Annotated in this window: 18 protein-coding genes; 3 read left to right on the top strand and 15 right to left on the bottom strand. The window is 59.5% G+C overall.

Annotation, left to right across the window (positions count from 1 at the left end; genetic code table 11):
- Positions 1 to 165: 165 nt before the first annotated feature.
- The 8 genes from tpiA to uvrC all read right to left on the bottom strand — a co-directional run bounded on the left by tpiA (position 166) and on the right by uvrC (position 9,751).
- A complete protein-coding gene (gene tpiA / locus AC1EJ1_RS03445) occupies positions 166 to 945 on the bottom strand; it encodes a triose-phosphate isomerase (protein ID WP_058236671.1) in 780 nt (259 codons plus the stop codon).
- A gap of 3 nt (positions 946 to 948) precedes the next feature.
- A complete protein-coding gene (locus tag AC1EJ1_RS03450; RefSeq protein WP_285014105.1) occupies positions 949 to 2,139 on the bottom strand; it encodes a phosphoglycerate kinase in 1,191 nt (396 codons plus the stop codon).
- A 134-nt stretch (positions 2,140 to 2,273) separates the two neighbouring features.
- The gene (gene gap, locus AC1EJ1_RS03455; protein WP_285014106.1) at positions 2,274 to 3,281 is read right to left on the bottom strand and encodes a type I glyceraldehyde-3-phosphate dehydrogenase; all 1,008 of its coding nucleotides are present in this window, start codon (positions 3,279 to 3,281) and stop codon (positions 2,274 to 2,276) included.
- Positions 3,282 to 3,472: 191 nt separating this feature from the next.
- Positions 3,473 to 4,453: a DNA-binding protein WhiA gene (gene whiA / locus AC1EJ1_RS03460; protein WP_058236668.1), complete on the bottom strand. Its 981-nt coding sequence runs from the start codon at positions 4,451 to 4,453 to the stop codon at positions 3,473 to 3,475.
- 43 nt (positions 4,454 to 4,496) lie between these two features.
- Positions 4,497 to 5,504 (bottom strand): gluconeogenesis factor YvcK family protein, encoded by a 1,008-nt coding sequence (locus AC1EJ1_RS03465; RefSeq protein ID WP_070727155.1) that lies wholly within the window; start codon positions 5,502 to 5,504, stop codon positions 4,497 to 4,499.
- A 2-nt stretch (positions 5,505 to 5,506) separates the two neighbouring features.
- Positions 5,507 to 6,472 carry an RNase adapter RapZ gene (gene rapZ, locus AC1EJ1_RS03470; RefSeq protein WP_058236666.1) on the bottom strand — a complete coding sequence of 322 codons (966 nt, stop codon included), beginning with the start codon at positions 6,470 to 6,472 and terminating at the stop codon, positions 5,507 to 5,509.
- Positions 6,469 to 7,734: a formate-dependent phosphoribosylglycinamide formyltransferase gene (purT, locus tag AC1EJ1_RS03475; protein WP_285014107.1), complete on the bottom strand. Its 1,266-nt coding sequence runs from the start codon at positions 7,732 to 7,734 to the stop codon at positions 6,469 to 6,471. Before purT ends, rapZ begins: the two co-directional genes overlap by 4 nt.
- Positions 7,727 to 9,751, bottom strand: a complete 2,025-nt coding sequence (uvrC, locus tag AC1EJ1_RS03480) for an excinuclease ABC subunit UvrC (protein ID WP_058236664.1) — start codon at positions 9,749 to 9,751, stop codon at positions 7,727 to 7,729. The genes purT and uvrC overlap by 8 nt, the downstream gene beginning before the upstream one ends.
- 146 nt (positions 9,752 to 9,897) lie before the next feature.
- On the opposite strand from uvrC, the gene glnA reads away from it, so the two are divergent.
- The gene (gene glnA, locus AC1EJ1_RS03485; RefSeq protein ID WP_058236663.1) at positions 9,898 to 11,322 is read left to right on the top strand and encodes a type I glutamate--ammonia ligase; all 1,425 of its coding nucleotides are present in this window, start codon (positions 9,898 to 9,900) and stop codon (positions 11,320 to 11,322) included.
- 151 nt (positions 11,323 to 11,473) lie between these two features.
- Positions 11,474 to 13,318 carry an AMP-dependent synthetase/ligase gene (locus AC1EJ1_RS03490; RefSeq protein ID WP_480295379.1) on the top strand — a complete coding sequence of 615 codons (1,845 nt, stop codon included), beginning with the start codon at positions 11,474 to 11,476 and terminating at the stop codon, positions 13,316 to 13,318.
- Here AC1EJ1_RS03490 and AC1EJ1_RS03495 read toward each other — a convergent pair.
- The 3 genes from AC1EJ1_RS03495 to uvrA are packed head-to-tail and all read right to left on the bottom strand — an operon-like array spanning position 13,315 to position 18,182.
- On the bottom strand, positions 13,315 to 14,343 hold the full coding sequence (locus tag AC1EJ1_RS03495; protein WP_480295327.1) for a Gfo/Idh/MocA family protein: 1,029 nt from the start codon (positions 14,341 to 14,343) through the stop codon (positions 13,315 to 13,317). The genes AC1EJ1_RS03490 and AC1EJ1_RS03495 overlap by 4 nt on opposite strands.
- Position 14,344: 1 nt before the next feature.
- Entirely contained in the window at positions 14,345 to 15,331 is a 987-nt protein-coding gene (locus AC1EJ1_RS03500; RefSeq protein WP_480295328.1) for a Gfo/Idh/MocA family protein, read from the bottom strand.
- A gap of 4 nt (positions 15,332 to 15,335) precedes the next feature.
- Entirely contained in the window at positions 15,336 to 18,182 is a 2,847-nt protein-coding gene (gene uvrA / locus AC1EJ1_RS03505; RefSeq protein ID WP_480295329.1) for an excinuclease ABC subunit UvrA, read from the bottom strand.
- 116 nt (positions 18,183 to 18,298) lie between these two features.
- On the opposite strand from uvrA, the gene AC1EJ1_RS03510 reads away from it, so the two are divergent.
- Complete coding sequence (locus AC1EJ1_RS03510) at positions 18,299 to 18,616, top strand: YciI family protein (protein WP_058236659.1); 318 nt, start codon at positions 18,299 to 18,301, stop codon at positions 18,614 to 18,616.
- 13 nt (positions 18,617 to 18,629) lie between these two features.
- On the opposite strand, the gene AC1EJ1_RS03515 is transcribed toward AC1EJ1_RS03510, so the two are convergent.
- The 4 genes from AC1EJ1_RS03515 to uvrB form a co-directional block, all read right to left on the bottom strand.
- A complete protein-coding gene (locus tag AC1EJ1_RS03515) occupies positions 18,630 to 19,415 on the bottom strand; it encodes an alpha/beta fold hydrolase (protein WP_058236658.1) in 786 nt (261 codons plus the stop codon).
- A gap of 32 nt (positions 19,416 to 19,447) precedes the next feature.
- A complete protein-coding gene (locus tag AC1EJ1_RS03520) occupies positions 19,448 to 21,847 on the bottom strand; it encodes an HAD-IC family P-type ATPase (protein ID WP_480295330.1) in 2,400 nt (799 codons plus the stop codon).
- The gene (locus AC1EJ1_RS03525) at positions 21,847 to 22,950 is read right to left on the bottom strand and encodes a TerC family protein (RefSeq protein WP_480295331.1); all 1,104 of its coding nucleotides are present in this window, start codon (positions 22,948 to 22,950) and stop codon (positions 21,847 to 21,849) included. Before AC1EJ1_RS03525 ends, AC1EJ1_RS03520 begins: the two co-directional genes overlap by 1 nt.
- A gap of 169 nt (positions 22,951 to 23,119) precedes the next feature.
- Positions 23,120 to 25,228 carry an excinuclease ABC subunit UvrB gene (uvrB, locus tag AC1EJ1_RS03530; RefSeq protein ID WP_480295332.1) on the bottom strand — a complete coding sequence of 703 codons (2,109 nt, stop codon included), beginning with the start codon at positions 25,226 to 25,228 and terminating at the stop codon, positions 23,120 to 23,122.
- Between the last annotated feature and the right edge of the window lie 124 nt (positions 25,229 to 25,352).

Here is a 25,352-nt window from a genome sequence, read left to right on the forward strand (position 1 = left end):
GTTTTCCATTCACATGCTGGGGACAACAGTAAGCAGTGTAGTGGTATAAGGCCGTCCAACACCAGTTGGGCGCGCGGCGCGTTACCTCACATCTCTGCCGCAGTTCGCCTGGCCGTCCTGAGTAGGGCGCGCCAGGCGAACTGTCAGAAGACCGGCGCGAGCCGATCAGGCATTCTTGTACAGAGCGATCTTCGAGAACTCCTCCGCCTTCAGAGAGGCGCCGCCGACCAGTCCGCCGTCAACATCAGGCTGAGCCATAATGTCAGCAACGTTCGTCGACTTCACGGAGCCGCCGTACAGAACGCGGACGCTGTCAGCCAGTTCCGGTGTGTACAGCTCTGCCAGACGTGCGCGGATCGCACCGCACACCTCCTGGGCATCTTCAGGTGTCGCAACCTCGCCGGTGCCGATCGCCCAGATGGGCTCGTAGGCAATGACGATCTTGGCAGCCTGCTCGGCGTCCATCCCATCGAGTGCACCGTCGATCTGAGCCAGGACGTGCTCGACGTGACGGCCTTCCTTGCGGACCTCGAGGCCCTCACCGCAGCAGATGATCGGGGTCATCCCGGCTGCCAGTGCAACGCGGGCCTTCTCGCCCACCAATGCATCGCTTTCGCCGTGGTATTCGCGACGTTCGGAGTGGCCGACGACAACATAGCTGACACCCAGCTTGGCGAGCATTTCAGCTGACACTTCACCGGTGTATGCGCCGGATTCGTGCGTTGAGATGTCCTGCGCGCCGTACTTGATCTTGAGGTTGTCACCCTCAACGACAGTCTGAACGGAGCGGATATCGGTAAACGGTGGGATGACCACAACTTCAACGTCGTCATAGGTGAAATTCGCGTCATCCAACGCCATTGCGAGGCCCTGGACCAAATGAACAGCCTCAAGGTGGTTGAGGTTCATCTTCCAGTTTCCGGCCATCAAAGGTGTACGTGCCATGTTTCAGTCCTCCAGAACTGCGATACCGGGCAGAGTCTTGCCTTCGAGGAGTTCGAGGGACGCTCCACCGCCTGTGGAAATGTGAGAGAAAGTGGATTCGTCGAATCCGAGTTGACGAACGGCTGCTGCCGAGTCGCCGCCACCGACCACCGAGAACATTGAGCCTGATGACAGTGCCTGCGCCACGGCGCGGGTGCCCCCTGCGAATGCCTCGAACTCGAATACGCCCATCGGGCCGTTCCACGCCACAGTCTTGGCCTCGGCCAGTGTCTGTGCGAACAATTCGCCGGACTTCGGTCCGATGTCCAGACCCATCTGGTCGGCGGGCATCTTGTCGGCGTCAACAACCGTTGCCGGCGCGTCAGCCTTGAATTCGGGCGCCGCAACGACGTCGACTGGGAGAACCAGCTTGACGCCGCGCTTGTCGGCCTCGTCGATGTATTCCTTGACTGTATCGATCTGATCTTCCTCGAGCAGGGACTTGCCCACCTCGTAGCCTTTCGCGGCCAGGAAGGTGAACGACATGCCACCGCCGATGAGCAGCATATCGGCCTTGGTCAGCAGATTCTCGATGACGCCGAGCTTGTCGGAGACTTTCGAGCCTCCCAGCACAACGGCGTAGGGACGCTCAGGATCGCCAGTCACGCGTGACAGGGATTCAATTTCCTTGACGACCAGGAGGCCAGCTGCGGAGGGCAGGAGTTTGGCGATGTCGTACACGGATGCCTGCTTGCGGTGGACTACGCCGAATCCGTCGGAGACGAATGCGTCGGCCAGTTCAGCCATTTCCTTGGCGAAGGCTTCGCGCTCTGCGTCGTCCTTGGAGGTTTCGCGGGGGTCGAATCGAACATTCTCCAGCAGGACGATTTCGCCGTCCTGGATCTTGTCCGCCGCTTCGTGTGCCGAGGGGCCCGTTGTGTCCTCTGCGAGGCTCACGGGGGCATCGATCAGCTCTGCCAGACGTGCGGCAACAGGCTTGAGTGAGAATTCAGGCTTCACTTCGCCTTTTGGACGACCCATGTGTGCCATGACGAGGATGCGTGCTCCTTCGTCAACAAGCTTGTTCAGTGTCGGTAGAGCTGCCCGGATACGTCCGTCGTCGGTGATTTCGCCGTCCTTGATCGGGACATTGAAGTCCGAGCGGACGAGGACGCGCTTGCCGCGCAGGTCACCCAATGTTTCTATGGTCCTCATTGAACCTCCCTTAGATTGTGCAGTGCAGCGTATGTCAAATTCGTCGATGGGGGCGGCTCGTTAAGCCACCATGGAAAAGGCGCCCGCACGCAGAGATATGCATGCGGGCGCCTCTCCTCATTCTAACGTCGTGCTCAGAGCGCGGCCGCGACCTTCGAGGTCAGGCGAACGAGGCTGTTGGAGTAGCCCCATTCGTTGTCGTACCAGGAGACAACCTTGATCTGGTTGTCAATGACCTTGGTCAGCTTCGAGTCGAAGATGGAGGTGTGGGGATCGCCGGTGATGTCGGTCGAAACCAGTTCATCCTCGGAGTACTTGAACGCTTCGGCAAATTCGCCGGTCGAGGCTGCCTTGCATGCTGCGTTCACGTCTTCGGCGGTGACGCCATCCTTCTTCGGGATGAAGGTGAGGTCGACGACGGAGCCGGTCGGAACCGGGACGCGCATTGCGTAGCCGTCCAGACGGCCCTTCAGCTGAGGAAGAACCAGGGACACGGCGCGGGCTGCACCGGTCGAGGTCGGGACGATGTTCAGAGCTGCTGCGCGGGCGCGACGCAGATCCTTGTGCGGTGCGTCGTGGATGCGCTGATCGCCGGTGTAGGCGTGCACGGTCACCATGAGGCCGCTATCGATTCCGAAAGCCTCATCGAGAACCTTGGCCAGAGGAGCAAGGCAGTTGGTGGTGCACGAGGCGTTCGACACGATGTTGTGCTTCTCGTTGTCGTAGTCGTCGCTGTTCACGCCCATGACGAATGTGGCGTCAACGTTCTTGCCAGGCGCGGAGATGATTACCTTCTTGGCACCGGCTTCGATGTGGGCCTTTGCCTTCTCACCGTCTGTAAAGAATCCGGTGGACTCGACGACGACATCTACGCCGAGGTCCTTCCACGGCAGGTTGGCCGGATCGCGCTCTTCAAGAGCAACAATCTTCTTTCCATCGACGGAGATTGACTCCTCGTCGTAGGTCACCTCTGCGTCAAGACGACCCGTGATGGAGTCAAACTTGAGCAAGTGAGCGAGGGTCTTGTTATCGGTCAGATCGTTTACTGCCACGATTTCAAAATCCGCACCCTGCTGACGAGCGGCACGGAAGAAGTTGCGGCCGATGCGGCCGAAGCCGTTGATTCCAACGCGGATGGTCACTATAGTCCTCCTGCTTGTACCCCATATAGGGGCACGTATTTCGTGCAACCGGATAGGGCTCGGTACCACAATCCAGCCCGCAGACTTCTGCGGTTCAAGCACTCTTCAATGTACACCCCATAGGCCATTTAGTCAGGGTCGAATGGCCTACAAGAAGTTTGCGTCAAGCGAACAGGCTGTTCGTGACACTTCTAATCATCGAACATTTCGAGCGTGAGTGCAGACTCAGTGTCGGGTATCCCCTGCTCGTGTGCAGCCTTATCGGCCATTGCCAGCAGTCTACGGATGCGCCCCGCCACGGCGTCCTTAGTCAAGGGTGGATCAATGTGCTTACCCAGTTCTTCCAATGAAGCCTGGCGGTATTGGATGCGCAGTTCGCCCGCCTCACGCAGATGCGGCGGCACGGAGTCGCCCAGAATCTCAAAGGCACGTCGAACCCTGGCACCTGCGGCTACTGCCGCACGAGCCGAGCGCCGAAGGTTCGCATCATCAAAGTTGGCCAGGCGGTTGGCGCTGCCTCGCGCTTCGCGACGTTCGCGGCGTTCTTTCCACACCTCAAACGTCTTGACGGCACCCATCGCATTGATGAGCGTGGAAATCGAGTCCGCCTCCCGGATGACAACCCGATCAGCTCCGCGGATTTCGCGCGACTTCCCCGTCGCTCCCAGTCGTCGTGCACACCCGACAAGGGCCATTGCCGCTTCAGGGCCGGGACAGGTCACTTCCATCGACGTTGATCGACCCGGTTCCAGCAAGGATCCTCGTGCCAGAAAGGCTCCTCGCCATCCTGCTGCTGCTTCGTCTTTTCCGGCGCTGACCAGGTGCGGCGCCAAGCCTCTGACCGGGCGTCCCAGTTGATCGACCAGTCCTGTCACGCGTGCCAGGGCGTCTGCTTCCTTGACGACGCGCACCACGTATCGGTCACCGCGACGCAGCGCACCACCTGACACGACAACGACAGATGATTCCGTACCGTACAGCGAGGTGAGGAAGGCTCGCAGGCGTCGAGCGACAAGTGGGGAATCCAGTTCAGCCTCGATGATAATTCGACCAGACACGAGGTGCAGACCTCCGGCAAATCGGAGCATCACAGCAGCCTCGGCCGCCATTGTCGATTGACGTGCAGGAACCAGGTGAGCAAGCTCCTCTTTCATGTCCATCGTTAAAGACATGATCGCCTCCTCGTGTCGTGTAGAGCGCCTTGATGACAACTGCTCATGCTAACCACGGTTCCGATCGTCCCACCTCTCCCATGAATCCATCGAATGCATCTCGCAGAGCCGCAGCCAGACGCAACGGATCATGATGGGGCTTCCCGTCGCCCGTTCGCACCTGGCGCAACATGACTCGAGCGCCCACGTCCTGCGCTGCCTGAATGAGCGTATCAATATCATCCGTGGCAGTCGGGTCGGCAATGACAACGTCCAGCTTGAGATCAGGTGCATGGTCGCGTAGGACGCGCACGTGATCGGCAGCGCTCATCGTGTCTGTTTCACCACGCTGGCGGGCCAGATTCAGGACCAGTGCCCTGTGGGCATCTGTTGTGACCAGTGCCCGGTGCAACTGTGAAACCAGCAGGTGCGGAATTAACGAGGTGTACCACGACCCTGGACCGAGCACGACCCATTCAGCTTCCTGGATGGCGTGCATTGCAGCCTCTGGGACGGGCGGATCCTCAGGGATAAGGCGCACGTGGCGCACACGTCCGGGCGCGACGGCGACGCGTGACTGGCCCCGTACCGTGTACAGCTCGCCTTCGTTTTCCATATCGGCTTCAATGTCCAGTGGAACTGATGCCATCGGCAGGACCCGGCCCTGAGCGCCCAGGAGCCGGCCGACCCATTCCAAACCCTCAACGGGGTCGCCCAGAAGCTGCCACAGGCCGGAGATAAGCAGGTTCCCAAGGGCATGGCCATTCAATGGCCCGTTGGTACGCAGACGCAGCTGCATCACATCGCGCCAGGTCAGTCCCCATTCGGTTTCCTCGCACAAACTGGCCAGAGCCATTCGCAGATCTCCTGGAGGTAGAAGATCTGTTTCAGAACGCAGACGTCCTGAAGATCCCCCATCGTCGGCTACTGTGACGATCGCTGTGAGCTGATGCGTGATGTGTCGCAGAGCCCGCAGGGTTGCGGACAGCCCGTGTCCACCCCCCAAAGCAACGACACGTGAGCCGGATTCACCGCGCTGTGCCCATCCTTCTGCATCCAGATATCCCGCCATAATCAGTCCCTGCCTATGTCGCGGTGAAGGACTCGCACCGTCAATTGGTGGCTACGGAAACGCTGAGCGATCAGTTCTGCGATCGCGACCGACCGGTGCCGACCACCTGTGCACCCGACGGCAATCGTCACGAAAGGCTTCAGCTCACTGACATAGCCCTCCATGATGGGCAGCAGCAGGTCAACATAATTCTCAGCAAATTCGCGAGCTCCGGGCTGATCGAGCACATACTGTGCGACCGGTTCGTCGCGCCCCGTCAAGTGGCGCAGCTCCCCCACCCAGTACGGGTTCTTCAGGAAGCGGACGTCCACGACATGGTCGGCATCCAGCGGCAGTCCGTACTTGAATCCGAAAGATTCAACTGTGAGCTGCAGGGGACGCTCTCCTTCCCCTGCAATGACGTCGCGGATGTGTCGCGACAGGTCATGCACTGACATAGCGGACGTATCGATCACTTCATCCGCGTGTTCGCGCAGCGGTGCCAACAACTCCATTTCACGTGTGATGCCGTCCAGTAGTGTCCCGTCCCCTTGAAGAGGGTGCGGCCTCCTGTTCGACTCATATCGGCGCACCAGTGTCGGTTCGTTGGCTTCCAGGAAAATGAGGCGGTACATGATTCCGCTGTCGCGCATCTTTTCCAGTGTGGATGTCAAGTCAGCGAAAAAGGCGCCTGAGCGCACATCTACCACGGCGGCCAGGCGGTGTACGCCCGCACCTCCGCGTGGAGACATCATGCCGACCAGTGCCGGCAGCATCGAGGGAGGCAGATTATCGACCACGTACCAGTCGAGGTCCTCTAACGCACGCGCAGCCTGAGAGCGGCCAGCACCTGAACGGCCGGTGATAATGAGGACTTCGTTCGTGTCCTCCTCCGCTTCTTCCGGCGGAGGCGTGTCACGATCTAGCAGTGGAATGCCCTGAGGAACTGTCAGCGGATCCACGTCGTCACTGTTGTGCGTTGTCGTCATGAAACTAGGATGCCATCTTCATCGGTATTTTGTGCTGAGTCATCACGTTCGACTACCGTCACTTCGCTCGCAATCGCCTGAGCACGTTCACGTGCTTCCGGCACCGAGTCGCCCCATGCCAGCGCCACCGCCAGCCTGCGGCCGGCACGCGTGGCGGATTTCGAGAAGATTCTCAAATCTCCTCCGTCACGTAGCGCGCGGGCGACACCCTCGTAACCGGCAAGGGAGAACGCTCGTGGCGCCTTCACAACTGCAGATGCTCCAGTGCGGCGCATCGTCGTGTCGACGGGCAGGCCAAGGATCGCGCGAGCATGAATGTCGAATTCAGATTGGTCCTGCGTCATCATGGTCACCATGCCGGTGTCATGTGGGCGCGGTGACAACTCGGAGAACCACACGTCGTCGCCCTGAATGAAGAACTCCACTCCAAACAGTCCCAGACATGGCTCCGCCCCGCGCTCTGCCAGAGCGCCGGTGACGGCAACAGCCATCTCCTCGGCTCGCTCACGTGCACGCGGTGAAATGTCGGCGCTTTGCCACGATTCAACGTAGTCACCGCTGACCTGCCGGTGACCGATCGGTTCACACACGCTGGTTCGAACCTCGCCTGCCTCGTCGTCCCACCACCGCACGGTGAGCAGAGTGATTTCACAGTCGAATGTCACGCCCTCCTCAACGATGACGCGCCCTGTGGTGGCCCGCGCATCGTCCTGGGCATATGTCCACGCCGATTCAGCCTCGTCAACCGATTCAACTCGCGACTGTCCATGTCCCGACGAGGACATCGTGGGTTTAATGAAGGCCGGTACGCCCGTATATTCCAGCGCGCTGCGCACCTCGTCGACACTGGATGCGAAGCGAAACTTCGATGTGCGCACCCCTGGAACAGCACTCGCCACGCTCCGTATGCGTTCGCGATCCATCGTTGCCTGCACCGCGAACGCGTTCGGAACGACGCGTGCGCTCCCAGCCTGTTCAAATTCGGCCAGCACGTGCGTGGCAATTGCTTCCAGTTCGGGCACAATCAGGTCAACGTGCACGCTGCTGAGCACGTCACGCAAAGAGTCCGGATCGCTCATGTCGATCACACGATAGTCATCCGCAACCTGCATCGCGGGAGCATGCGCATAGGCATCGACCGCAGTCACATGGGCGCCCAGGCGCTTGAGCGAAATCGTCAGTTCACGCCCCAGTTCCCCCGATCCCAGCAGCAATACCCGCGCCGGAAGCGGTGTAGGAAGGGGCGACGTCGATTCAGTCATTGCGAGTCTCCTCACGGTCAGTGCCAAGCGATTCCACAATAGTAGCGGCCAATGCTGGTCCGATACCCTGGACTTGTTCAATCTGCTCAGCGCTGGCAGCCCGCAGGCGCTTCACCGAGCCGAAATGAGCCAGCAACGCTTTTTGACGTACGGGCCCCAGTCCCTCAATTCCGTCCAGGACAGACCGCGTCTGCGCTTTCGTGCGTCGACGCCGATGGTGCGTAATCGCAAAACGGTGAGATTCATCGCGCAAATACTGCAGCAAATACAGAGCAGCCGAGGTGCGAGGCAAAATCAGTGGAAACTCATCACCAGGCACCCACACTTCCTCCAGACGTTTGGCCAGTCCTACAACCGGCAGGTCAACCCCCACCCCCGTTAAAGCCTTTTCGGCCGCGTTCACCTGCGCCAGTGCGCCGTCAACCACCACAAGATCCGGCCGGTAGGAAAATCGACGAGGGCGTCCCGTGTGCGGATCGATCGGCCCAGTAGCGAACTCCACACCATCATCGTCTTCACCTTCGATGCCGGCCTCTTCCGCCAGCAGGCGGGTGAAGCGCCGCTGCAATACCTGCGTCATTGCCGCCGTATCGTCAGGCGGTGTGCCGTCGGAGCGCGGTCGGATGTTAAACGTGCGGTAGTCCGACTTACGCGGGGCACCATCTTCAAATACCACCATCGAAGCAACCTGCTGCTGGCCGGCTGTGTGGGAAATGTCGTAGCACTCGATACGCAGCGGTGCTGCTTCCAGGCCGAGGTTCTCAGCCAGTTCTTCGAGCGCCCGGGACCGCTGGGTGAGGTCACTGGCACGTTTCGTGCGGTGAAGAACCAGCGACTGCTGCGCGTTTTCCTGCACCGTTTTCATCAAGGAAGCCGCGGTTCCGCGCTGAGGCACACGCACACGCACACGCGCACCGCGCAACGTGGTGAGCCACTTCTCCAGGGCGTCGCGATCCGCAGGCTCCACTGACACCAGAACTTCCCGGGGAAGCGTTGATGTCGGAGTATGTGCCACATCGTCCACGGATCGAGCTTCAGCCTGGCCGCGCGGCCGCCCTCGTAAAGGCTGTTCGGCGCGAGGAACGTCTCCGTAGACTTGCTCGAGCAGAGCGCTCATCAGATCTGCCTCGCTCGCATCGTCGACGCGGTCCACTACCCACCCGCGTGTGCCTCGTACGCGACCTCCCCTCACGTGGAAGACATACACGGCAGCGTCCAGTTCATCACACGCCAGGGCGAATACGTCAGCGTCGGTTCCGTCCTCGAGGACCATCGTGTTACGCTCCAGCACCGTCGTTATGGCTTTCAAATCGTCACGCAGCCTGGCGGCTTTCTCAAAGTCGAGTTCGGCGGCAGCCTGCTTCATCTGCGCCTCAAGGGAGCGAATGACTGGCGCAGCCTTGCCCTGCATGAACTCGCACAGGTTCTGCGCAAGTTCGCGATGAGCGTCGGCACTGATGCGCCCGGCACACGGCGCAGAGCATTTGCCAATATCGCCCAGCAGACACGGCCTGCACTGCGCCTGGTAGCGTTTGAAGACACCAGGTGAACATGTTCTGACAGGGAAAACTCGCAGCAGCATGTCGATGGTTTCGCGGATCGCCCACACTTGCGTGTAGGGGCCAAAATAGCGTGTGCCTTTTCTGCGTGACTGCCGCGTGATATGGACGCGCGGAAACTTTTCTGACATCGTCACCGCAAGGTACGGATAGGACTTGTCATCGCGATACATCACGTTGAATCGCGGGTCGAATTCCTTGATCCACGTGAATTCCAGGGAGAGCGCCTCGATCTCGTTGGACACAACTGTCCACTGCACGCTGGCAGCTGTTGCAACCATGTGGCGGGTGCGCGGGTGCAGAACCTGAGGATCCTGAAAATAGTTGGTCAGCCGGTTGCGAAGGTTTTTCGCTTTACCGACATAGATGACGCGGCCCTGGTCGTCACGAAATCGGTACACTCCCGGCTGCGTGGGAATGTCGCTCGTCCGAGGGCGCCACTGATCCAACTTCGCCATTCCTTTAGCCTAGCTTCCGGCAGCGACGGCGCCAATTGAACGGCACGACGCAGGACGGACGCGATGTGAGTGCGGGCGTTCAAATGAGTACACTCAGACATGGCGACTGCCGTGATCTCATGAATCGACCCGGAAGGGGCACACGAATGTTCACCAGCGAGAAAGAAATAGTCGACTTCATCACGCGTGAAGAGATTGAATTCATCGATGTACGCTACTGCGATCTTTTCGGCATTCAGCAACACATGATTGTTCCTCCCAATGAGTTCATCGACGGCGCGTTGTCAGACGGCCTGATGTTCGACGGTTCATCTGTGCGCGGCTTTTCCGCGATTCACGAGTCCGATATGAAGCTCGTCCCCGACATCACCACCGCCTACGTCGACCCTTTCCGCGCTGCCAAGACACTGGTCGTCGTCTTTTCGGTCGTTGATCCGTTCACCTCTGAACCGTTCTCCCGCGATCCGCGGCAGGTGGCGCAAAAAGCTGAGGCCTACCTGAAGTCGACCGGCATTGCCGATACGTGCTTCATCGGCGCTGAAGCCGAGTTCTACATGTTTGACAGCGTGCAGTACAAAGTCGAGCCTCACCACAGCATGTTCCGACTGGACAGCGATGATGCCTACTGGAACACCGCGCGCAACGAGGACGGCATGAACCTGGGCTACAAGACGCCACTGAAAGGCGGGTACGCGCCGGTTTCCCCGATAGATATGTTTGCTGATGTTCGTGACCACATGACACACAATCTTGCTGAAGCGGGCCTCGTCATTGAGCGCGCGCACCACGAGGTCGGTGCAGGCGGCCAGCATGAGATCAACTACCGTTTTGCGCCTCTGTGCCAGGCCGCCGACGACATGATGAAGTTCAAGTACATTGTGCGCAACTCCGCGTGGGAATGCGGCAAGACCGCCACGTTCATGCCTAAGCCGCTCTTCGGTGACAACGGCTCTGGCATGCACACCCACCTGTCCCTGTGGAAAGACGGCGACCCGCTGTTCTATGACGAACGAGGATATGGTTCTCTGTCCGACCTGGCGCGCTGGTTCATCGGAGGCCTGTTGGAGCACGCGCCCGCCCTGCTCGCCTTTACGAACCCGTCGATTAACTCCTACCGTCGACTCATGCCGGGCTTCGAAGCGCCGGTCAACCTCGTTTATTCGGCGCGCAACAGGTCGGCGTGTATCCGAATTCCGGTGTCAGGAACCTCACCGAAAGCCAAGCGCGTCGAGTACCGCGTACCTGACCCGTCAGCGAACCCGTACCTGTCCTTCTCGGCGTGCCTGATGGCCGGCCTGGACGGTATTCGCAACCGCGTGGAGCCTGCCGCCCCCATCGATAAGGATCTGTACGACTTGCCTCCGCAGGAATACACCGATATCGCCAAGCTGCCTCACTCTCTTGAAGCGGCGTTGGATCACCTGCGTGCCGATTCAGACTTCCTGACAGAAAACGACGTCTTTACGCAGGATTTGATTGACACGTGGATTGAGTACAAGACCGCCAACGAGATCGCGCCGATGCGTGCCTACCCGCACCCGGCAGAGTTCGACATGTACTTCAACGTGTAAGGTGCTCGCCCACCTGCGGTAAGCTTGTCTGAAACATAGATGATGGCCGCCCCGTCGTCCATCATGACTGTCCACGTGAAAGGGAATCACAATGCCTGACCGAGATCAGACCGTATATCGAGCTGACCTCACCCAGCCGGTGGATCCATTGATGACGATTCCAGCAATGCTGCGCAAGCGTGCCGACGAGTTCCCCTTTGATGTCGTGGTTGAAGATCGCTCCTCGGTGGGCGCAATGCTTCCCATCACCGCGTCTGACTTGCTGGATCGCGTCGAGGTAATCGCACGAGGTTTTCTTGCGTGGGGTCTGGAGGCCGGTGAACGGGTGGCGATTTTGTCTCCCACCAGTTTTGACTGGCTGGTCCTTGACCTGGCAGTGATGACTGTGGGCGGCGTAGTTGTGCCCATCTACGAATCGGATTCAACCGCACAGATCGAGCGCATCCTCACCGACGCCCACATCCGACACGTCATCACGGCAACCGTGCAGCAGGCGGATCTGGTGGAAACTGTTCGTCCCGAATGCGTCGAGTCGATCCATTCCCTCGATCGCGGAGCAATGCGTAACCTGGCGCGTGCGGCGGGCCGCATCGTGCCGGACAAGGTTGAGGAGCGTTTCCGCGATGTTCGTGGTGATTCTCTGGCCACTCTGGTCTACACGTCGGGCACGACCGGCACCCCGAAAGGTGTCGAGCTGACGCATCACAACTTCGTCGGCACGACGCTGGGTCTGGGGCAAGTCCTGCCGCAGTACCAGTACAACGAGAACTCACGCCTCCTGTTGTTCCTCCCAGTCGCGCACGTCCTGGCGCGCCTGGTCATGCATGCCTTCGTGGCCGGCCGAGGGCGACTTGCTTTCTCACCAAACATCAAGAACCTGCTTCCCGACATTCAGGCCTTTAAACCATCGATCCTTCTGGCGGTGCCTCGCGTCCTTGAAAAGGTTTACAGCGCGGCGTCAGCAAAGGCGGCGAAGGGCACAAAGCTGCGTATCTTCCAGTGGTCGGCCAAACAGTCTCGCCTGTATGCACGTGCAGAGCGCTCGGAAACAAGCACTCCCCTGTCGCTGAGAGTCAATCATGGGATCGCGACGGCTTTGGCGTTGCGCAAGATCCAGGCGGCATTGGGTCCCAATATTGAGCTGATTATTTCCGGTGGCGCGCCCCTGGCACCGGAACTTGCTGAGTTCTTCTCCGGCCTCGATCTCACGTTGGTTCAGGGCTACGGGCTGACCGAGACAACCGGCCCGATCGCCGTGCAACATGCCGATTACACGCCGTTTAACACGGTCGGCAGTGTTGTTCCCGGAAACGAAATCAAGATCTCCGAGCACGGTGAAATTCTGGTGCGCGGCGTATCTGTTTCAACCGGCTATCACAACTTGCCTGATGAGACTGCTGAATCGTTTGAGGATGGGTGGTTCCACACGGGCGATCTAGGAACGATTGACCCGCACACTGGTCACCTGTCGATTACGGGGCGCCGCAAGGAACTCCTGGTAACGGCCGGTGGCAAGAACGTGTCGCCCGAGGTACTCGAAGAACAGCTTCAGACACATCCGCTGATCGGACATGTGATCGTAGTGGGCGATAATCGGCCCTACATTGGTGCACTCATCACCCTCGATTCAGATATGCTCGCCAACTGGCTGGTCGCACATAATCTGCCAGTTGTTGATCCCTCGGTTGCAATGCGCATGCCGGAAGTCCAGCATTCTTTGCAGCGGGCCATCGACAGAGCCAACCGCGCTGTTTCGCGAGCCGAGTCGATTCGTCGCTTCCGCCTCGTCGACACCGTGTTTACCGTTGAGGACGGGTACCTGACCCCCTCGTTGAAACTTCGTCGCTCGAAAGTGCTGAAGGATTACGCGCGGGAAGTGGATGCCCTGTACGAGGAAGGCCTGGCCGAGCGTAATGCGACTGTACGTGCGCGTCAGCCGCACGCGAGACCTGCGTCCACGGTGAGCAGGAAACTGCGGTCCTGGCTGCGGCGCTAGTTGAGGTGGACTACCGCACCCCTGCGTGCCGATTGCTGTGCTGCCAGCATGATGTCCAGTGACCGGATAGCCGATGCTGCGTCCGGCTGAGGTGTGTGACCAGTGCGCACAGCGTCAGTGAACGTGCGCAGCATGACGCCATCCATATCTTCACCGTATCCCAGCCATGCGGCTTGCCCACAGGCGGCACCAGACACCCGCGCATCAAAGGGGGCGAATCGCGCGGTACCTCTTGTGCCGATAATGTCGAGGGTAAGGCCACCCCATGTTGGCGCAGCTTCCGGCATGCTCCATGAACAGTCAATTGTGCCGACCAGACCTGACGGATAGCGCACCGTGACGAGTCCGCTGGTCTCCACGTGAACGTCGGGATTATCTGCGCCCAGAATCCGGTTATCGGCAGCCCACACGGATGATGCCTGTTCACCGTCGAGCAGCATGTCCAGAATGTCAGCGATGTGGACGACATGGTCGACGAGGGAACCGCCACCGGCCTGATCCGGATCAGTGAACCAGGTGCGGCCACCACTGGGGATTTTCCCGTTATTCGAGCCGGCGAAGCCCACCAGATCGCCCAGCTGGCCGTGATCAACTCGCGTCTTGAGTTCTCGGCATGCTGTTGAAAAACGCACCGGATAAGCGGTCATCAGGAAGACTCCTGCCTGACGGCATGCATCCCACATGGCGACAGCATCGTCATGACTGGTGGCGATCGGTTTTTCACACAGGACGTGATATCCACGCTCAGCCGCCCATTCGACCATGCGCCTGTGTTCGGTATTTTCGGAGCAGACGATCACTGCGTCCGGCCCCCATTGTTCTAACTCCTCACACGTGTCGACGTAGGGCACACCGAGCGCGCGGGCTCCTTTTCTGCCGCGCCATGCAGGGCTGGGGCGTCCTGCCCTGTGTGAATCCGGGTCGGTGCACATCAATTCGACGCCGTCCATGCCCATGAGGGCTGTGGCGTATCCCTCGGCATGCATGTGTGCGAACGACAACAGTCCGATACGAATGGTTTTCATCTCACAACTCCACTACCGCATCGCGATGGGCTGACAGGCGAACCGCGTCTGCCAGCTTCAGCGCTTCGACCGCGTCTTCTGCACTCACCCTCGGCGTTGAGCCGGTGGACATGGACTCCATGAAGTCGCTCAGTTCTGCGTAGTAGGGGTCGGCCGGGGATCCTGATGTGGTCGGCAGCATTGATGCGTCAGTTGGTGCGTCGCTGCGGACCTGCAGAGGTGGGTGAGCTGTTGAATCGTGCTCCAGACACCCGTCGGTTCCCGCAACATGGAATGAAGTGCGAAATGGTGTGCCCACCGGCCCCCACGTCGCGCGCACATTCGAGATCGCTTCGTCCTCATGACGCAATGTCGCCTGAGCAACGCTCACGCGCCGTCCATAGGGAGCAGTGGCATGGCGCAGTGTTGCATACACGCTGCGTACCTCTCCCAGCACCCATCGGGCAATATCAAGGTCATGGATCATGAGATCATCGACAATTCCACCGGATTTTTCCTCGTCAGCGAACCACGAGGCCCATTGCGGGAACGTGCCGGTCCGGTTCAGACGTGCTACCGCCGGGCGGCCGATATATCCGCTGGAGACGGCATCGTGGAGGGTGGCATATTCCGGGAAATACCGCACGACATGCGCGACGTACAGTGCGTTGTCGCGTGCGCGTGACAATTCAAGCAGCTGCTGTGCTGTCGGCGCGTCCAGTGCCAGCGGTTTTTCACAGATGACCTGGCGCCCGGCGTCCAGACCGGCGCGCACAGCTTCCTCGTGTGCGTATGTTGGTGTCAGGACATCGATCACCTGGGATTGTGCGACCAGGTTCTCGAGCGTGGCAACGACGCGTCCGGTGGAGAACTCCGCGCACAGCTCGTTGGCGTCTTCCTTCGAATAGACGAGGATGTCAACGCCCAGTGACCGCCACGCTGACATGTGGGATCGCGCAATGCCGCCAGCTCCGACCAAACCTACTGTTATGCGCCGGTCACCACTCATAGATCTACTCTACGCTGAAGTCGAGAATTTTTCTTAAATACTGACCAGTGAATGATTCGTCGACGGCGGCAACATCTTCAGGTGTGCCCTCAGCCACGACCTGGCCACCGCCGGATCCCCCTTCAGGGCCCATGTCAATGATCCAATCCGCGCACTTGATGACATCCAGGTTGTGCTCAATCACGATGACCGTATTGCCTTTATCAACCAGTGTCTGCAACACCATCAAGAGCTTGCGAATGTCTTCGCTATGCAGACCCGTCGTCGGCTCGTCCAGAACATACACTGATCGTCCTGAGGAGCGTCGCTGCAGTTCGGACGCCAGTTTTACACGCTGAGCTTCGCCACCGGAGAGTGTCGTGGCGGCCTGTCCCAGCCGCACGTACCCCAGGCCAACCTCGACGAGCGTGTTGAGATGACGAGCGATACGCGGCAGCGACTGGAAGAACTCCGCCGCTTCCGAGATGGACATATCCAGAACATCTGCCACTGTCTTGCCCTTGTAGTGGACTTCCAGTGTCTCCCTGTTGTACCGCTTGCCGTGACACACCTCGCACGGCACATACACGTCGGGCAGGAAGTTCATTTCAATGCGAATCGTGCCGTCGCCCTTGCAGGCTTCGCACCTGCCGCCCTTAACATTGAAGGAGAAACGTCCCGGCATGTAGCCGCGAACCTTGGCTTCATGCGTTTGTGCGAAAAGCTGGCGAATCAGGTCCCACACCCCGGTGTAGGTAGCTGGGTTCGAACGCGGGGTGCGTCCAATGGGTGACTGGTCCACATGAATCACCTTGTCGAGGTGATCCAGACCGGTGATCGCGCGGTGGCGTCCCGGAACCATGCGCGCCCCATTGAGGCGGGATGCGAGGGACCGATACAGAATCTGGTTAACCAGAGTGGATTTGCCCGATCCTGACACGCCCGTCACGGCGATGAACACTCCGAGAGGGAATGACACGGTGAGGTTATCGAGGTTGTTTTCACGCGCGCCTTTCACTGTGATGACGCGGGAGCGGTCCACCGGCCTGCGTTCGGTTGGAATGGCAATGGACCGGCGCCCCGACAGGTACTCCCCTGTCAACGAGTTCCGATTCTTCTTCAACTCCTCCACGCTTCCGGAGTACACGACCCATCCGCCGTTTTCTCCGGCACCCGGTCCGATGTCCACGACCCAGTCGGCCGCTTCAATCGTTTCTTCGTCATGTTCGACGACGATCAGCGTGTTGCCGAGGTCGCGAAGGCGCTTCAAAGTGGCGATCAGGCGCTGGTTGTCGCGTTGATGCAGGCCGATGGATGGCTCATCCAGGACGTACAGAACCCCGACCAGTCCCGACCCGATCTGGGTTGCCAGCCGGATACGCTGAGCTTCACCACCGGAAAGGGTTCCGGCCGCCCTCGACAATGTCAGGTACGTCAGCCCCACATCGTTGAGAAACTTCAAGCGGGCGATGATTTCCTGCAAAATGGGGCGCGCAATGAACTGCTGTCGCTGGTCGAGCTCGAGCTCACTCATGAAACGCTCGAGATCAGCAATCGACAGGTTCGACACCTCGGCAATGTTCAGGCCACCGATGCGCACAGCCAGCACTTCCGGCTTCAGGCGGGCACCCTGACACACGGGGCATGGCACCTCACGCATGTACGCTTCCAGGCGTTCCAACGTTCGATCCGACTCAGTTTCCTCACGCTTGCGTTCGATGTAGTTGACAGCGCCTTCGAAGCCAGTCGTGTAGGAACGCTCGCGCCCCCACCTGTTACGGAACTTGACTTTCACTTCGTAGTCTTTGCCGTACAGGATCGCCTGGCGCGCCTCACTGGGCAGCTCCTTCCACGCAGTCCTGGTCGAAAAGCCGAGCTCCTTACCGAGGGATTTCAGCAAGCGTACGTGATACTTAACGTTCCGGCTCCACGGTGCGACAGCCCCATCCTCAAGGGACAGTTCTTCGTCGGGAACGACGAGGTCAGGGTCGACTTCCAGCCGCGAGCCGATTCCCATACATTCAGGACATGCACCGTAAGGAGCGTTGAATGAGAATGTGCGAGGCTCGATCTCTTCAAGTGCAAGTGGATGGTCGTTCGGGCAGGCGCGCTTTTCAGAGTAGCGGCGCCGCCTGTTCGGATCGTCCGCGTCCAGATCCACGACGTCAATGACGACCAGGCCTTCCGACAGCCCCAGCGCTGTTTCTACCGAGTCAGTCAGACGCTGCTTCATACCGTCGCGCACCACCAGTCGGTCGATGACGACTTCGATGGTGTGTTTCAGCTTCTTCTCAAGGGTCGGCGCGTTCTCCAAACGCACCACTTCACCGTCAATCAATGCGCGTGAATAGCCGGCAGCGCGCAGATCGTCAAGTAATTCGCGGTACTCACCCTTGCGGCCACGCACAACGGGTGCGAGGACCTGGAAGCGGGTGCCCTCCTCCATCGAGCGCACACTGTCCACGATCTGCTGCGGGGTCTGGGCGGTGATTTCAGCGCCACACGCCGGACAGTGCGCAGTGCCCGCCCGTGCGAACAAAAGACGCAGGTAGTCGTGGATTTCAGTGATCGTGCCCACCGTTGATCGCGGGTTACGTGAGGTGGATTTCTGATCGATGGACACTGCCGGAGAGAGGCCTTCGATGAAGTCAACGTCAGGTTTGTCCATCTGACCAAGGAACTGGCGCGCATATGACGACAGGGATTCAACGTAGCGGCGCTGCCCCTCGGCAAAAATGGTATCGAATGCGAGAGATGACTTTCCGGAGCCGGACAGGCCGGAAAAGACGATCATCGCGTCGCGAGGTAACTCGAGGTTGACGCTTTTGAGGTTGTGCTGGCGCGCTCCGCGCACGATCAACTGGTCTGACACCCCTCGATCCTACGGCTCCGGCGCGATTCTCGCACATCTGTTCCATGTGGGTGGGTGCGCAGGATCTGTTCATGCATTCAGGCGCGCCGCGATCGCAATGCTGGGATAATTGACCTATGCGTATCTATGTCGTTGAGTACACGTATGACACCAAGTTGAATTCTCTGACGCAGGATTTCCGCCCGGCGCACCGCCGTTTCCTGCGGGATCTGTATGCGAAAGATGTTCTGCTGTCCTCAGGTTGGCTCCGCGATGCGATGCATGAGGGTGCCCTCATCATCTTGAAGGCAGAGTCCGCCAATGTGGCGCTGAAGATCCTCGAGGATGATCCGTTCTACGTTCAGGGGTTCATCATTGATCGGCGCATCATGCAGTGGGAACCGACCATCGGCAGCCTGGCCGAAGAATTCGACACGAAGTTCCCGTACTCGTAGATTTCGGCTGCCTCTAGTCGACCAGCCCTTTGAGAGCCCGAGCCACCAGCTCCGGCTTCTCAACGGCGCTCATATGCCGCGCCTGAGGGATGCGTGCCACCTGCACAGTCGCCCCTCCACTGCGGATGGTGCGGGCCAGTTCGTCAGCGCCCGCCCAGTTCAGTGAACCGTCCTCTTCAGCGCTGATCAGGAGGGTTGGAGTGTGGATGCTCGCAACGTCGCCACGCATGTCCGTACTGGCGAGGACCTCGCAGCACTGCGCGTATCCCTCGTCATCACAGTTTTCGAAGATCCTGCGAATCGCCTCAACGCGGTCAGCACCCTCCCCCGAAGCAAATTCAGGCATGAACCAGCGCTCGAACGTTGCGTCCACCAGGCTTGCTGTGCCGTCGCGACGCACAGCCCCAGCCTTGTCGTACCACTGATCAGGCTGACCATTGATCGGCCCGGCACTCATGACGGTGAGGCTGCGCACCCGCTGAGGATGTGTGATTGCAGTAGCCATGGCGACCATGCCACCCAGTGACAGTCCGGCGCAATGAAACGTATCGACGCCGTGATCATCCAACGCGCCAAGCAATGCTTCCACAATGTCGGTCATCTTCAGTTCACGGTCGACCGGAGCAATCGGTGTTCCCCCGTGCCCGGGCAGATCGTAGAGGACAATATAAAAATCGTCGCGAATCAAGGGGATGACGCTCTCCCACATGTCGTGGCTTGATCCCAGTGAATGTCCCAGCACCAACGCCGGAGCATCCTCGTTTCCCAGGATCGTCAGCGGCAGCTTCCATGCAGTCATCTTCAACTCCTTCACGTGGTATCTCCGCACTGTCAGTCTAGTGGCGCACCGTCCGTTTCAGCCTTTCGCTGGTGGCGCAATGAGTATGCGCGATGCGCCGCTTCGATGAGGATACAGGCGGTGAGGCCGCACGCGAGGATCACCCATCCGTCGTGCGCTGCCGGCCACTCCAGCGCAAAGAAATTGCGGACGAATGGGATGAATACTCCCGCGACAGCGCAGGTCAGCATGAATGCAATCAGTCCGGCGCGCCACGAATTGACCGGGCGTGCGGTAATGGACAGGAGCCACAGTGCACCACACATCAACGACAACGCGGCAGCGGTTTGGCCCTCCACTTGTCCTACGCCCACCATCCAGTACGCAATCAACGCAGCTGCAGCCAACACGCACCCTGATGGAACGGCCAGGCCGAGCACGCGCTTCAAATATCCGCTGACGTATCGTCGCCTGTTCGGTCCCAGCGCGATGAAGAATGCCGGGATTCCGATGGTCAGCGCATCAATGTAAGTGAAGTGACGGGGCAGGAACGGGTAGTGCCAGGCGGCAAGGGCACAGATGACGGCAATGAGGCTGGCGTAGACCGTCTTGGCCAGGAAGAGCGCGGAGACACGTTCCATATTCGCCATGATGCGCCGCCCTTCAGCGACGACCCCTGGCAGAGCTGCAAACGCTCCATCGACCAGCACGATCTGCGCCACCGCTTTCGTGGCGCGGGCACCGCTGCCCATCGCGATTCCCAGGTCGGCATCTTTCAGGGCAAGTGCGTCATTGACGCCGTCACCCGTCATCGCGACAGTATGCCCGCGAGACTGTAATGCCCGCACCATTGCGCGTTTCTGCTCCGGAGTGACACGTCCGAACACATCATGATCCATCACGGCCTGCACGAACGCGTCGCTGTCCATGTCCTCAGGCAGGGTGCGCGCATCAATCCCGCGAATCGTCGCTTGGTCCTCACGCAATGAGGCCACGTTCGCAATAGCCTGCACAGTCGCGGGATTGTCACCTGATATCACACGTACCCGCACGCCCTGCCGACGGAAATACTCCATTGTGTCAGCAGCGTCGGGGCGGATCTGTTCACGCAGGACGATCAGCGTGTTCGGCTGAAGTCCCTGCGGCAGTTCCTCCCCCATTAACGAGGGCGCTGCCGGCGCACAGCTGAGCACCACAACGCGAAGTCCCTGGTCGGCAACGCGCGTGACGTGATCCAGCACATTCGCGTCAGTCACCGTCATTTCCGGAGCGCCCAGCACCCAGGCCTGCTCTCCATCACTGAATCCCGACCATTTGCGTGTCGAATTGAATGGGACGCTCCAGTTGGCAGACAGGTCAGCTGGCTCCACCTCGAGTGCCTGCGCCTTCAGATGAGCAACGATCGCTTCCGCAGTTGCGTTGTGTGTGGAAGCATTGAGTGTCAACAGTGCGCGGACGGCACCCTCGTCAATTCGGTCACCGCTGTCACCCGCGCCTAGGGGAATCATGGAATCGACGCTCACTCCGCCAGTGGTCAGCGTTCCCGTTTTGTCAACGCAAAGGGCATCCACACGCGCGAGGACTTCCACCGCGGGAAGCTCATTGACGAGGACTTTGCGCCGTGCCAGTGTTGCCGCGCCGAGGGCGAAGTTCATGGAGGTCAGCAGAACCAGGCCCTGCGGGATCATACCGACAACTGCCGCGACCGCCAGGACGAGTGCGTGCCGCCATCCACCACTGAGTGGATCGAGGCGGATCTGCGACCATACGATCAGCGCGGTGACGGGCACAATCAGCCACGAAATGACCCGCAGGACGCGGTTAATGCCCTGCTGAATCTCGGAGGTGGTGCGCGTGAACCGGCGGACCTGTTCAGTGAGTGTGTGGGCGTAAACGGCGTTGCCGACAACAGTGGCTTCGATAAGGCCGCCGCCTGAGACGACGGCGGTGCCGGCCAGGACGCGGTCACCCTGCTTTTTTCTGATCGGTACGGATTCGCCCGTCAACAAAGATTCGTCAATGTCGAGGCTGTGGGAAGACTGCACGATTCCATCGACGGGAACCTGGTCCCCCAGGCGCAGCTCGATGATGTCGCCGCGTACCACGTCTTCCGACAGGACCTCGCGCTCTTCACCATCCCGCCACACCAGCGAATGCGGCGCGTCGACAATCGCCAGAGAATCGAGCGTTTTCTTCGCGCGGTATTCCGCCGCGATACCGATGATGGCGTTGAGTACCATCACGCCGCCGAACACTGCGTCCCGCCAGTCCCCCACAATCAGTACCACAACAATTGCGGAGGTAAGGATCGTGTTGAACAGGGTGAAAACATTCGCTCGCGCTATTGATCCGAGCGAGCGGGACGTCTTCGTATGGTGATGGTTGACCTCACCCTGACGGGTGCGTTCTTCCACTTGCGCGGCCGTGAGGCCGGATGGCCCGGGTACTGGCATCAGTCCACTGACGGACGAGGCTCAGTATGCTGCTCGTCGGAGTCAGCGACCTCACGCACCGAGGAGCGTGCCGCATCCTGCTCGGCCTTGGCACTGCGATTAATCGGCTGAGGTGCCCGCTGGGCGTTTGAGTGGCGTGACTTCAGGATCGAGGCAATCACCGTGATGATCAGCGTTCCGGCGATGACGGCAAGTGAGAGCGGTGTGCCCACCTCGGGGACGCTTTCGAAGCCCTGTCCACCGTTAATGAACGGCAACGTGTTCTCATGCAGGGCGTGCAAAATGAGCTTCACGCCGATGAAGCCAAGAATGACGGCCAGGCCGTAGTGAAGGTACACGAGACGATCAAGCAGTCCGTCGATCAGGAAGTAGAGCTGACGCAGGCCCAGCAGGGCGAAGGCGTTGCACGCGAAGACCAGGTACGGCTCTTTCGTGAGGCCGAAGATTGCCGGAATGGAGTCAAACGCAAACATGAGGTCGGCTGACCCCAGAGCGAGGACCACCAGCAGCAGCGGTGTCACAGCAGTCCTTCCGCCATGGCGATAGAGGAACCGGTCCGAGTAATACCCGTCGGTGACGGGAACGATGCGGCGCACGAGGCGGATGAACCCGTTTTCACCCTGTTCGGATTCTTCCTCGTCTCCGCCGGTCCCCTGGCGTGCCTGAGAGTATGCCGTCCATAGCAGCCATGCACCGAAGATAAAGAAGACCCAGGAGAAGCGCTCAATCAGTGCGGCACCGATCAGGATGAAGATCAGGCGCATGATGAGCGCAATGATGATGCCGCTGAGCAGCGCTTTTTGCTGATATTCTCGCGGCACTCTAAACGAATTCATAATGATGACAAAGACGAACAAGTTGTCGAGCGACAGGGACCATTCGGTGATCCAGCCGCCGTAGAACTCTCCGGCATACTGGCCGCCATAAATCGCCCAGATCCCGATTCCGAATAGCATCGCGAGAGAAACGTAGCCCACAGTCCACAATGCCGCCTCTTTCATGGTGGGGGCGTGCGGTGTACGGACATGACCGATGATGTCGATAGAAATAAGCACAATGACGACGAGGCCTAGGCCGACCCAGCCGAGCGCGTGAACGTCCACGTAAAACCTTCCGTGTTCGGGGTGATACAGCCGAGGTCTGGTCCGCCTGTCTGCGACAGGCCTCGGTACCGGGTTCGCTGCGCGCACGTAGCGTCCCGAGATGACGATACCGGGTTAAAGGATTACTCCCCTCGTGGATCTCATACTACCGCGTTCAGACGCCCCGGAATCAGTTTGCTTCCTTCATCTGTCGAAGCTCACGTTTGAGATCCGCCACCTCGTCACGCAGCCGGGCGGCCAGCTCGAACTGAAGATCGCCTGCCGCCGCATGCATCTGCGCTGACAGGTCGTCAATGAGCTGCGCCAGTTCAGCTTCAGCCTGAAGTCCCAGTCGTTCACGGGTATCCCTGGCGTGGCGCAACACGTCGTCGCTGGCTCGGGCATGTCCGATGGGCTTGCCGGAGCGTTCCTGACGGTACCCACCTTCCAGCAGTGATTCCGTGTCAATGTCCTCGCGTGCGAGCATGTCTGTCACGTCAGCGATCTTCTTGCGCAGAGGTGTCGGATCAATGTGATGTTTTTCGTTATAGGCAATCTGCTTGGCTCTGCGCCTTTCGGTTTCCTCAATCGCCGCACGCATCGAATCGGTGATGTTGTCGGCGTACATGTGAACCTCGCCCGACACGTTACGGGCTGCGCGGCCAATCGTCTGAATGAGGGAACGCGTTGAGCGCAGGAACCCTTCCTTGTCCGCATCCAGAATGGACACGAGCGATACTTCGGGCAGGTCGAGGCCTTCTCGAAGCAGGTTGATCCCGACAAGGACGTCGAACTTGCCCTGACGCAGTTCCCGCAACAGTTCCACGCGGCGCAACGTGTCGACATCCGAGTGCAGATATTCGACGCGAACGGAGCGTTCGGCCAGATACGTGGTGAGGTCTTCTGCCATTTTTTTGGTCAATGTGGTGACGAGGACGCGTTCATTGCGTTCCACACGCACCCGGACTTCTTCGAGCAGGTCATCAATCTGTCCCGAGGTAGGCTTCACAATCACCTTCGGATCGACCAGGCCAGTTGGGCGAATGATCTGTTCAACAACTCCGTCGCAACGCTCGAGCTCGTAGGGGCCGGGTGTGGCCGACAGATACATGGTCTGCCCGATGCGCTCAACAAATTCATCCCACTTCAGTGGCCGGTTGTCCATTGCCGAGGGAAGACGGAAACCATGATCGACGAGGGTGCGTTTACGCGACATGTCACCCTCGAACATGGCACCGATCTGCGGAACCGTGACGTGAGATTCATCGATAATGAGCAGGAAATCGTCCGGGAAATAATCCAGGAGAGTGTGCGGCGGCGTGCCGGGGCCGCGACCGTCAATATGGCGTGAATAGTTCTCCACACCCGAGCAGGTGCCGACTTCCTTGAGCATTTCCAGATCATAGGTTGTGCGCATGCGCAGTCGCTGCGCTTCGAGAAGTTTGCCCTGAGATTCGAACCATTCGAGGCGTTCGGCCAGTTCATCCTCAATCGACTTGATCGCACGCTTCATACGCTCTTCGCCAGCGACATAGTGAGAGGCCGGAAACAGGTAGATCTGGTCAACGTCACGTATTACGTCACCTGTCAGCGGGTGCAATACGGCGAGCTGGTCGATTTCATCACCGAACATTTCGATGCGGATGGCGAGTTCCTCGTACACCGGGATGATCTCGATGGTGTCCCCGCGCACACGGAACGTGCCGCGGGTGAATGACATGTCGTTGCGCACGTACTGCATATCCACGAAGGCGCGCAGCAAATCGTCGCGGTCAATGACCATTCCTCGCTGCAAATCCACCATACGTGCCACGTATTCTTCAGGCGTGCCCAGGCCGTAAATGCAGGACACCGATGAGACCACAACCGTGTCCCGACGCGTCAGCAATGAGTTGGTTGCCGAATGTCGCAGGCGTTCAACCTCGTCATTAATGGAGGAGTCTTTTTCAATATAGGTGTCTGTCTGGGGCACGTATGCTTCAGGCTGGTAGTAGTCGTAGTACGACACGAAGTATTCGACCGCGTTCCTGGGCAGGAATTCGCGGAACTCGGCGGTGAGCTGAGCGGCCAGCGTCTTGTTGGGCTCCATGATCAGGGCGGGACGCTGAATCTGTTCGATGAGCCAGGCGGCCGTTGCCGTCTTGCCGGTGCCGGTCGCGCCCAGCAGCACGACATGTTGTTCCCCACCGTTGATGCGTTCGGCAAGCTCACGAATCGCGTGTGGCTGGTCGCCTGAAGGGGAATACTCCGCGATCACTTCGAAAGGATGTTCCTGGCGTAAGATTCGTTGCCCGCTCATACGTCCCACCGTAGTCGCTGCAGACTGCTACCGCCTCCCGCCCATGGAGCAAGTGTCCTAGACTCGTATCTATATGAGTGCCTGCATGCGCCATAAGACCAGAGTTGTCTTCGATGAAGGTGGA

Source organism: Pauljensenia sp. C0170B4, from assembly GCF_056590235.1.

Excerpts from the sequence above, each read along its gene's own strand:
- AC1EJ1_RS03465 (WP_070727155.1), bottom strand. The coding sequence starts at position 5,504 with ATGGCGGGATATCTGGATGCAGAAGGATGGGCACAGCGCGGTGAATCC.
- AC1EJ1_RS03500 (WP_480295328.1), bottom strand. The coding sequence starts at position 15,331 with ATGAGTGGTGACCGGCGCATAACAGTAGGTTTGGTCGGAGCTGGCGGC.
- AC1EJ1_RS03490 (WP_480295379.1), top strand. The coding sequence starts at position 11,474 with ATGACGATTCCAGCAATGCTGCGCAAGCGTGCCGACGAGTTCCCCTTT.
- rapZ (WP_058236666.1), bottom strand. The coding sequence starts at position 6,472 with ATGACGACAACGCACAACAGTGACGACGTGGATCCGCTGACAGTTCCT.
- AC1EJ1_RS03515 (WP_058236658.1), bottom strand. The coding sequence starts at position 19,415 with ATGACTGCATGGAAGCTGCCGCTGACGATCCTGGGAAACGAGGATGCT.
- uvrC (WP_058236664.1), bottom strand. The coding sequence starts at position 9,751 with ATGGCGAAGTTGGATCAGTGGCGCCCTCGGACGAGCGACATTCCCACG.
- whiA (WP_058236668.1), bottom strand. The coding sequence starts at position 4,453 with ATGTCTTTAACGATGGACATGAAAGAGGAGCTTGCTCACCTGGTTCCT.
- AC1EJ1_RS03510 (WP_058236659.1), top strand. The coding sequence starts at position 18,299 with ATGCGTATCTATGTCGTTGAGTACACGTATGACACCAAGTTGAATTCT.
- AC1EJ1_RS03520 (WP_480295330.1), bottom strand. The coding sequence starts at position 21,847 with ATGCCAGTACCCGGGCCATCCGGCCTCACGGCCGCGCAAGTGGAAGAA.
- AC1EJ1_RS03495 (WP_480295327.1), bottom strand. The coding sequence starts at position 14,343 with ATGAAAACCATTCGTATCGGACTGTTGTCGTTCGCACACATGCATGCC.
- purT (WP_285014107.1), bottom strand. The coding sequence starts at position 7,734 with ATGACTGAATCGACGTCGCCCCTTCCTACACCGCTTCCGGCGCGGGTA.
- tpiA (WP_058236671.1), bottom strand. The coding sequence starts at position 945 with ATGGCACGTACACCTTTGATGGCCGGAAACTGGAAGATGAACCTCAAC.
- AC1EJ1_RS03450 (WP_285014105.1), bottom strand. The coding sequence starts at position 2,139 with ATGAGGACCATAGAAACATTGGGTGACCTGCGCGGCAAGCGCGTCCTC.
- uvrB (WP_480295332.1), bottom strand. The coding sequence starts at position 25,228 with ATGAGCGGGCAACGAATCTTACGCCAGGAACATCCTTTCGAAGTGATC.
- glnA (WP_058236663.1), top strand. The coding sequence starts at position 9,898 with ATGTTCACCAGCGAGAAAGAAATAGTCGACTTCATCACGCGTGAAGAG.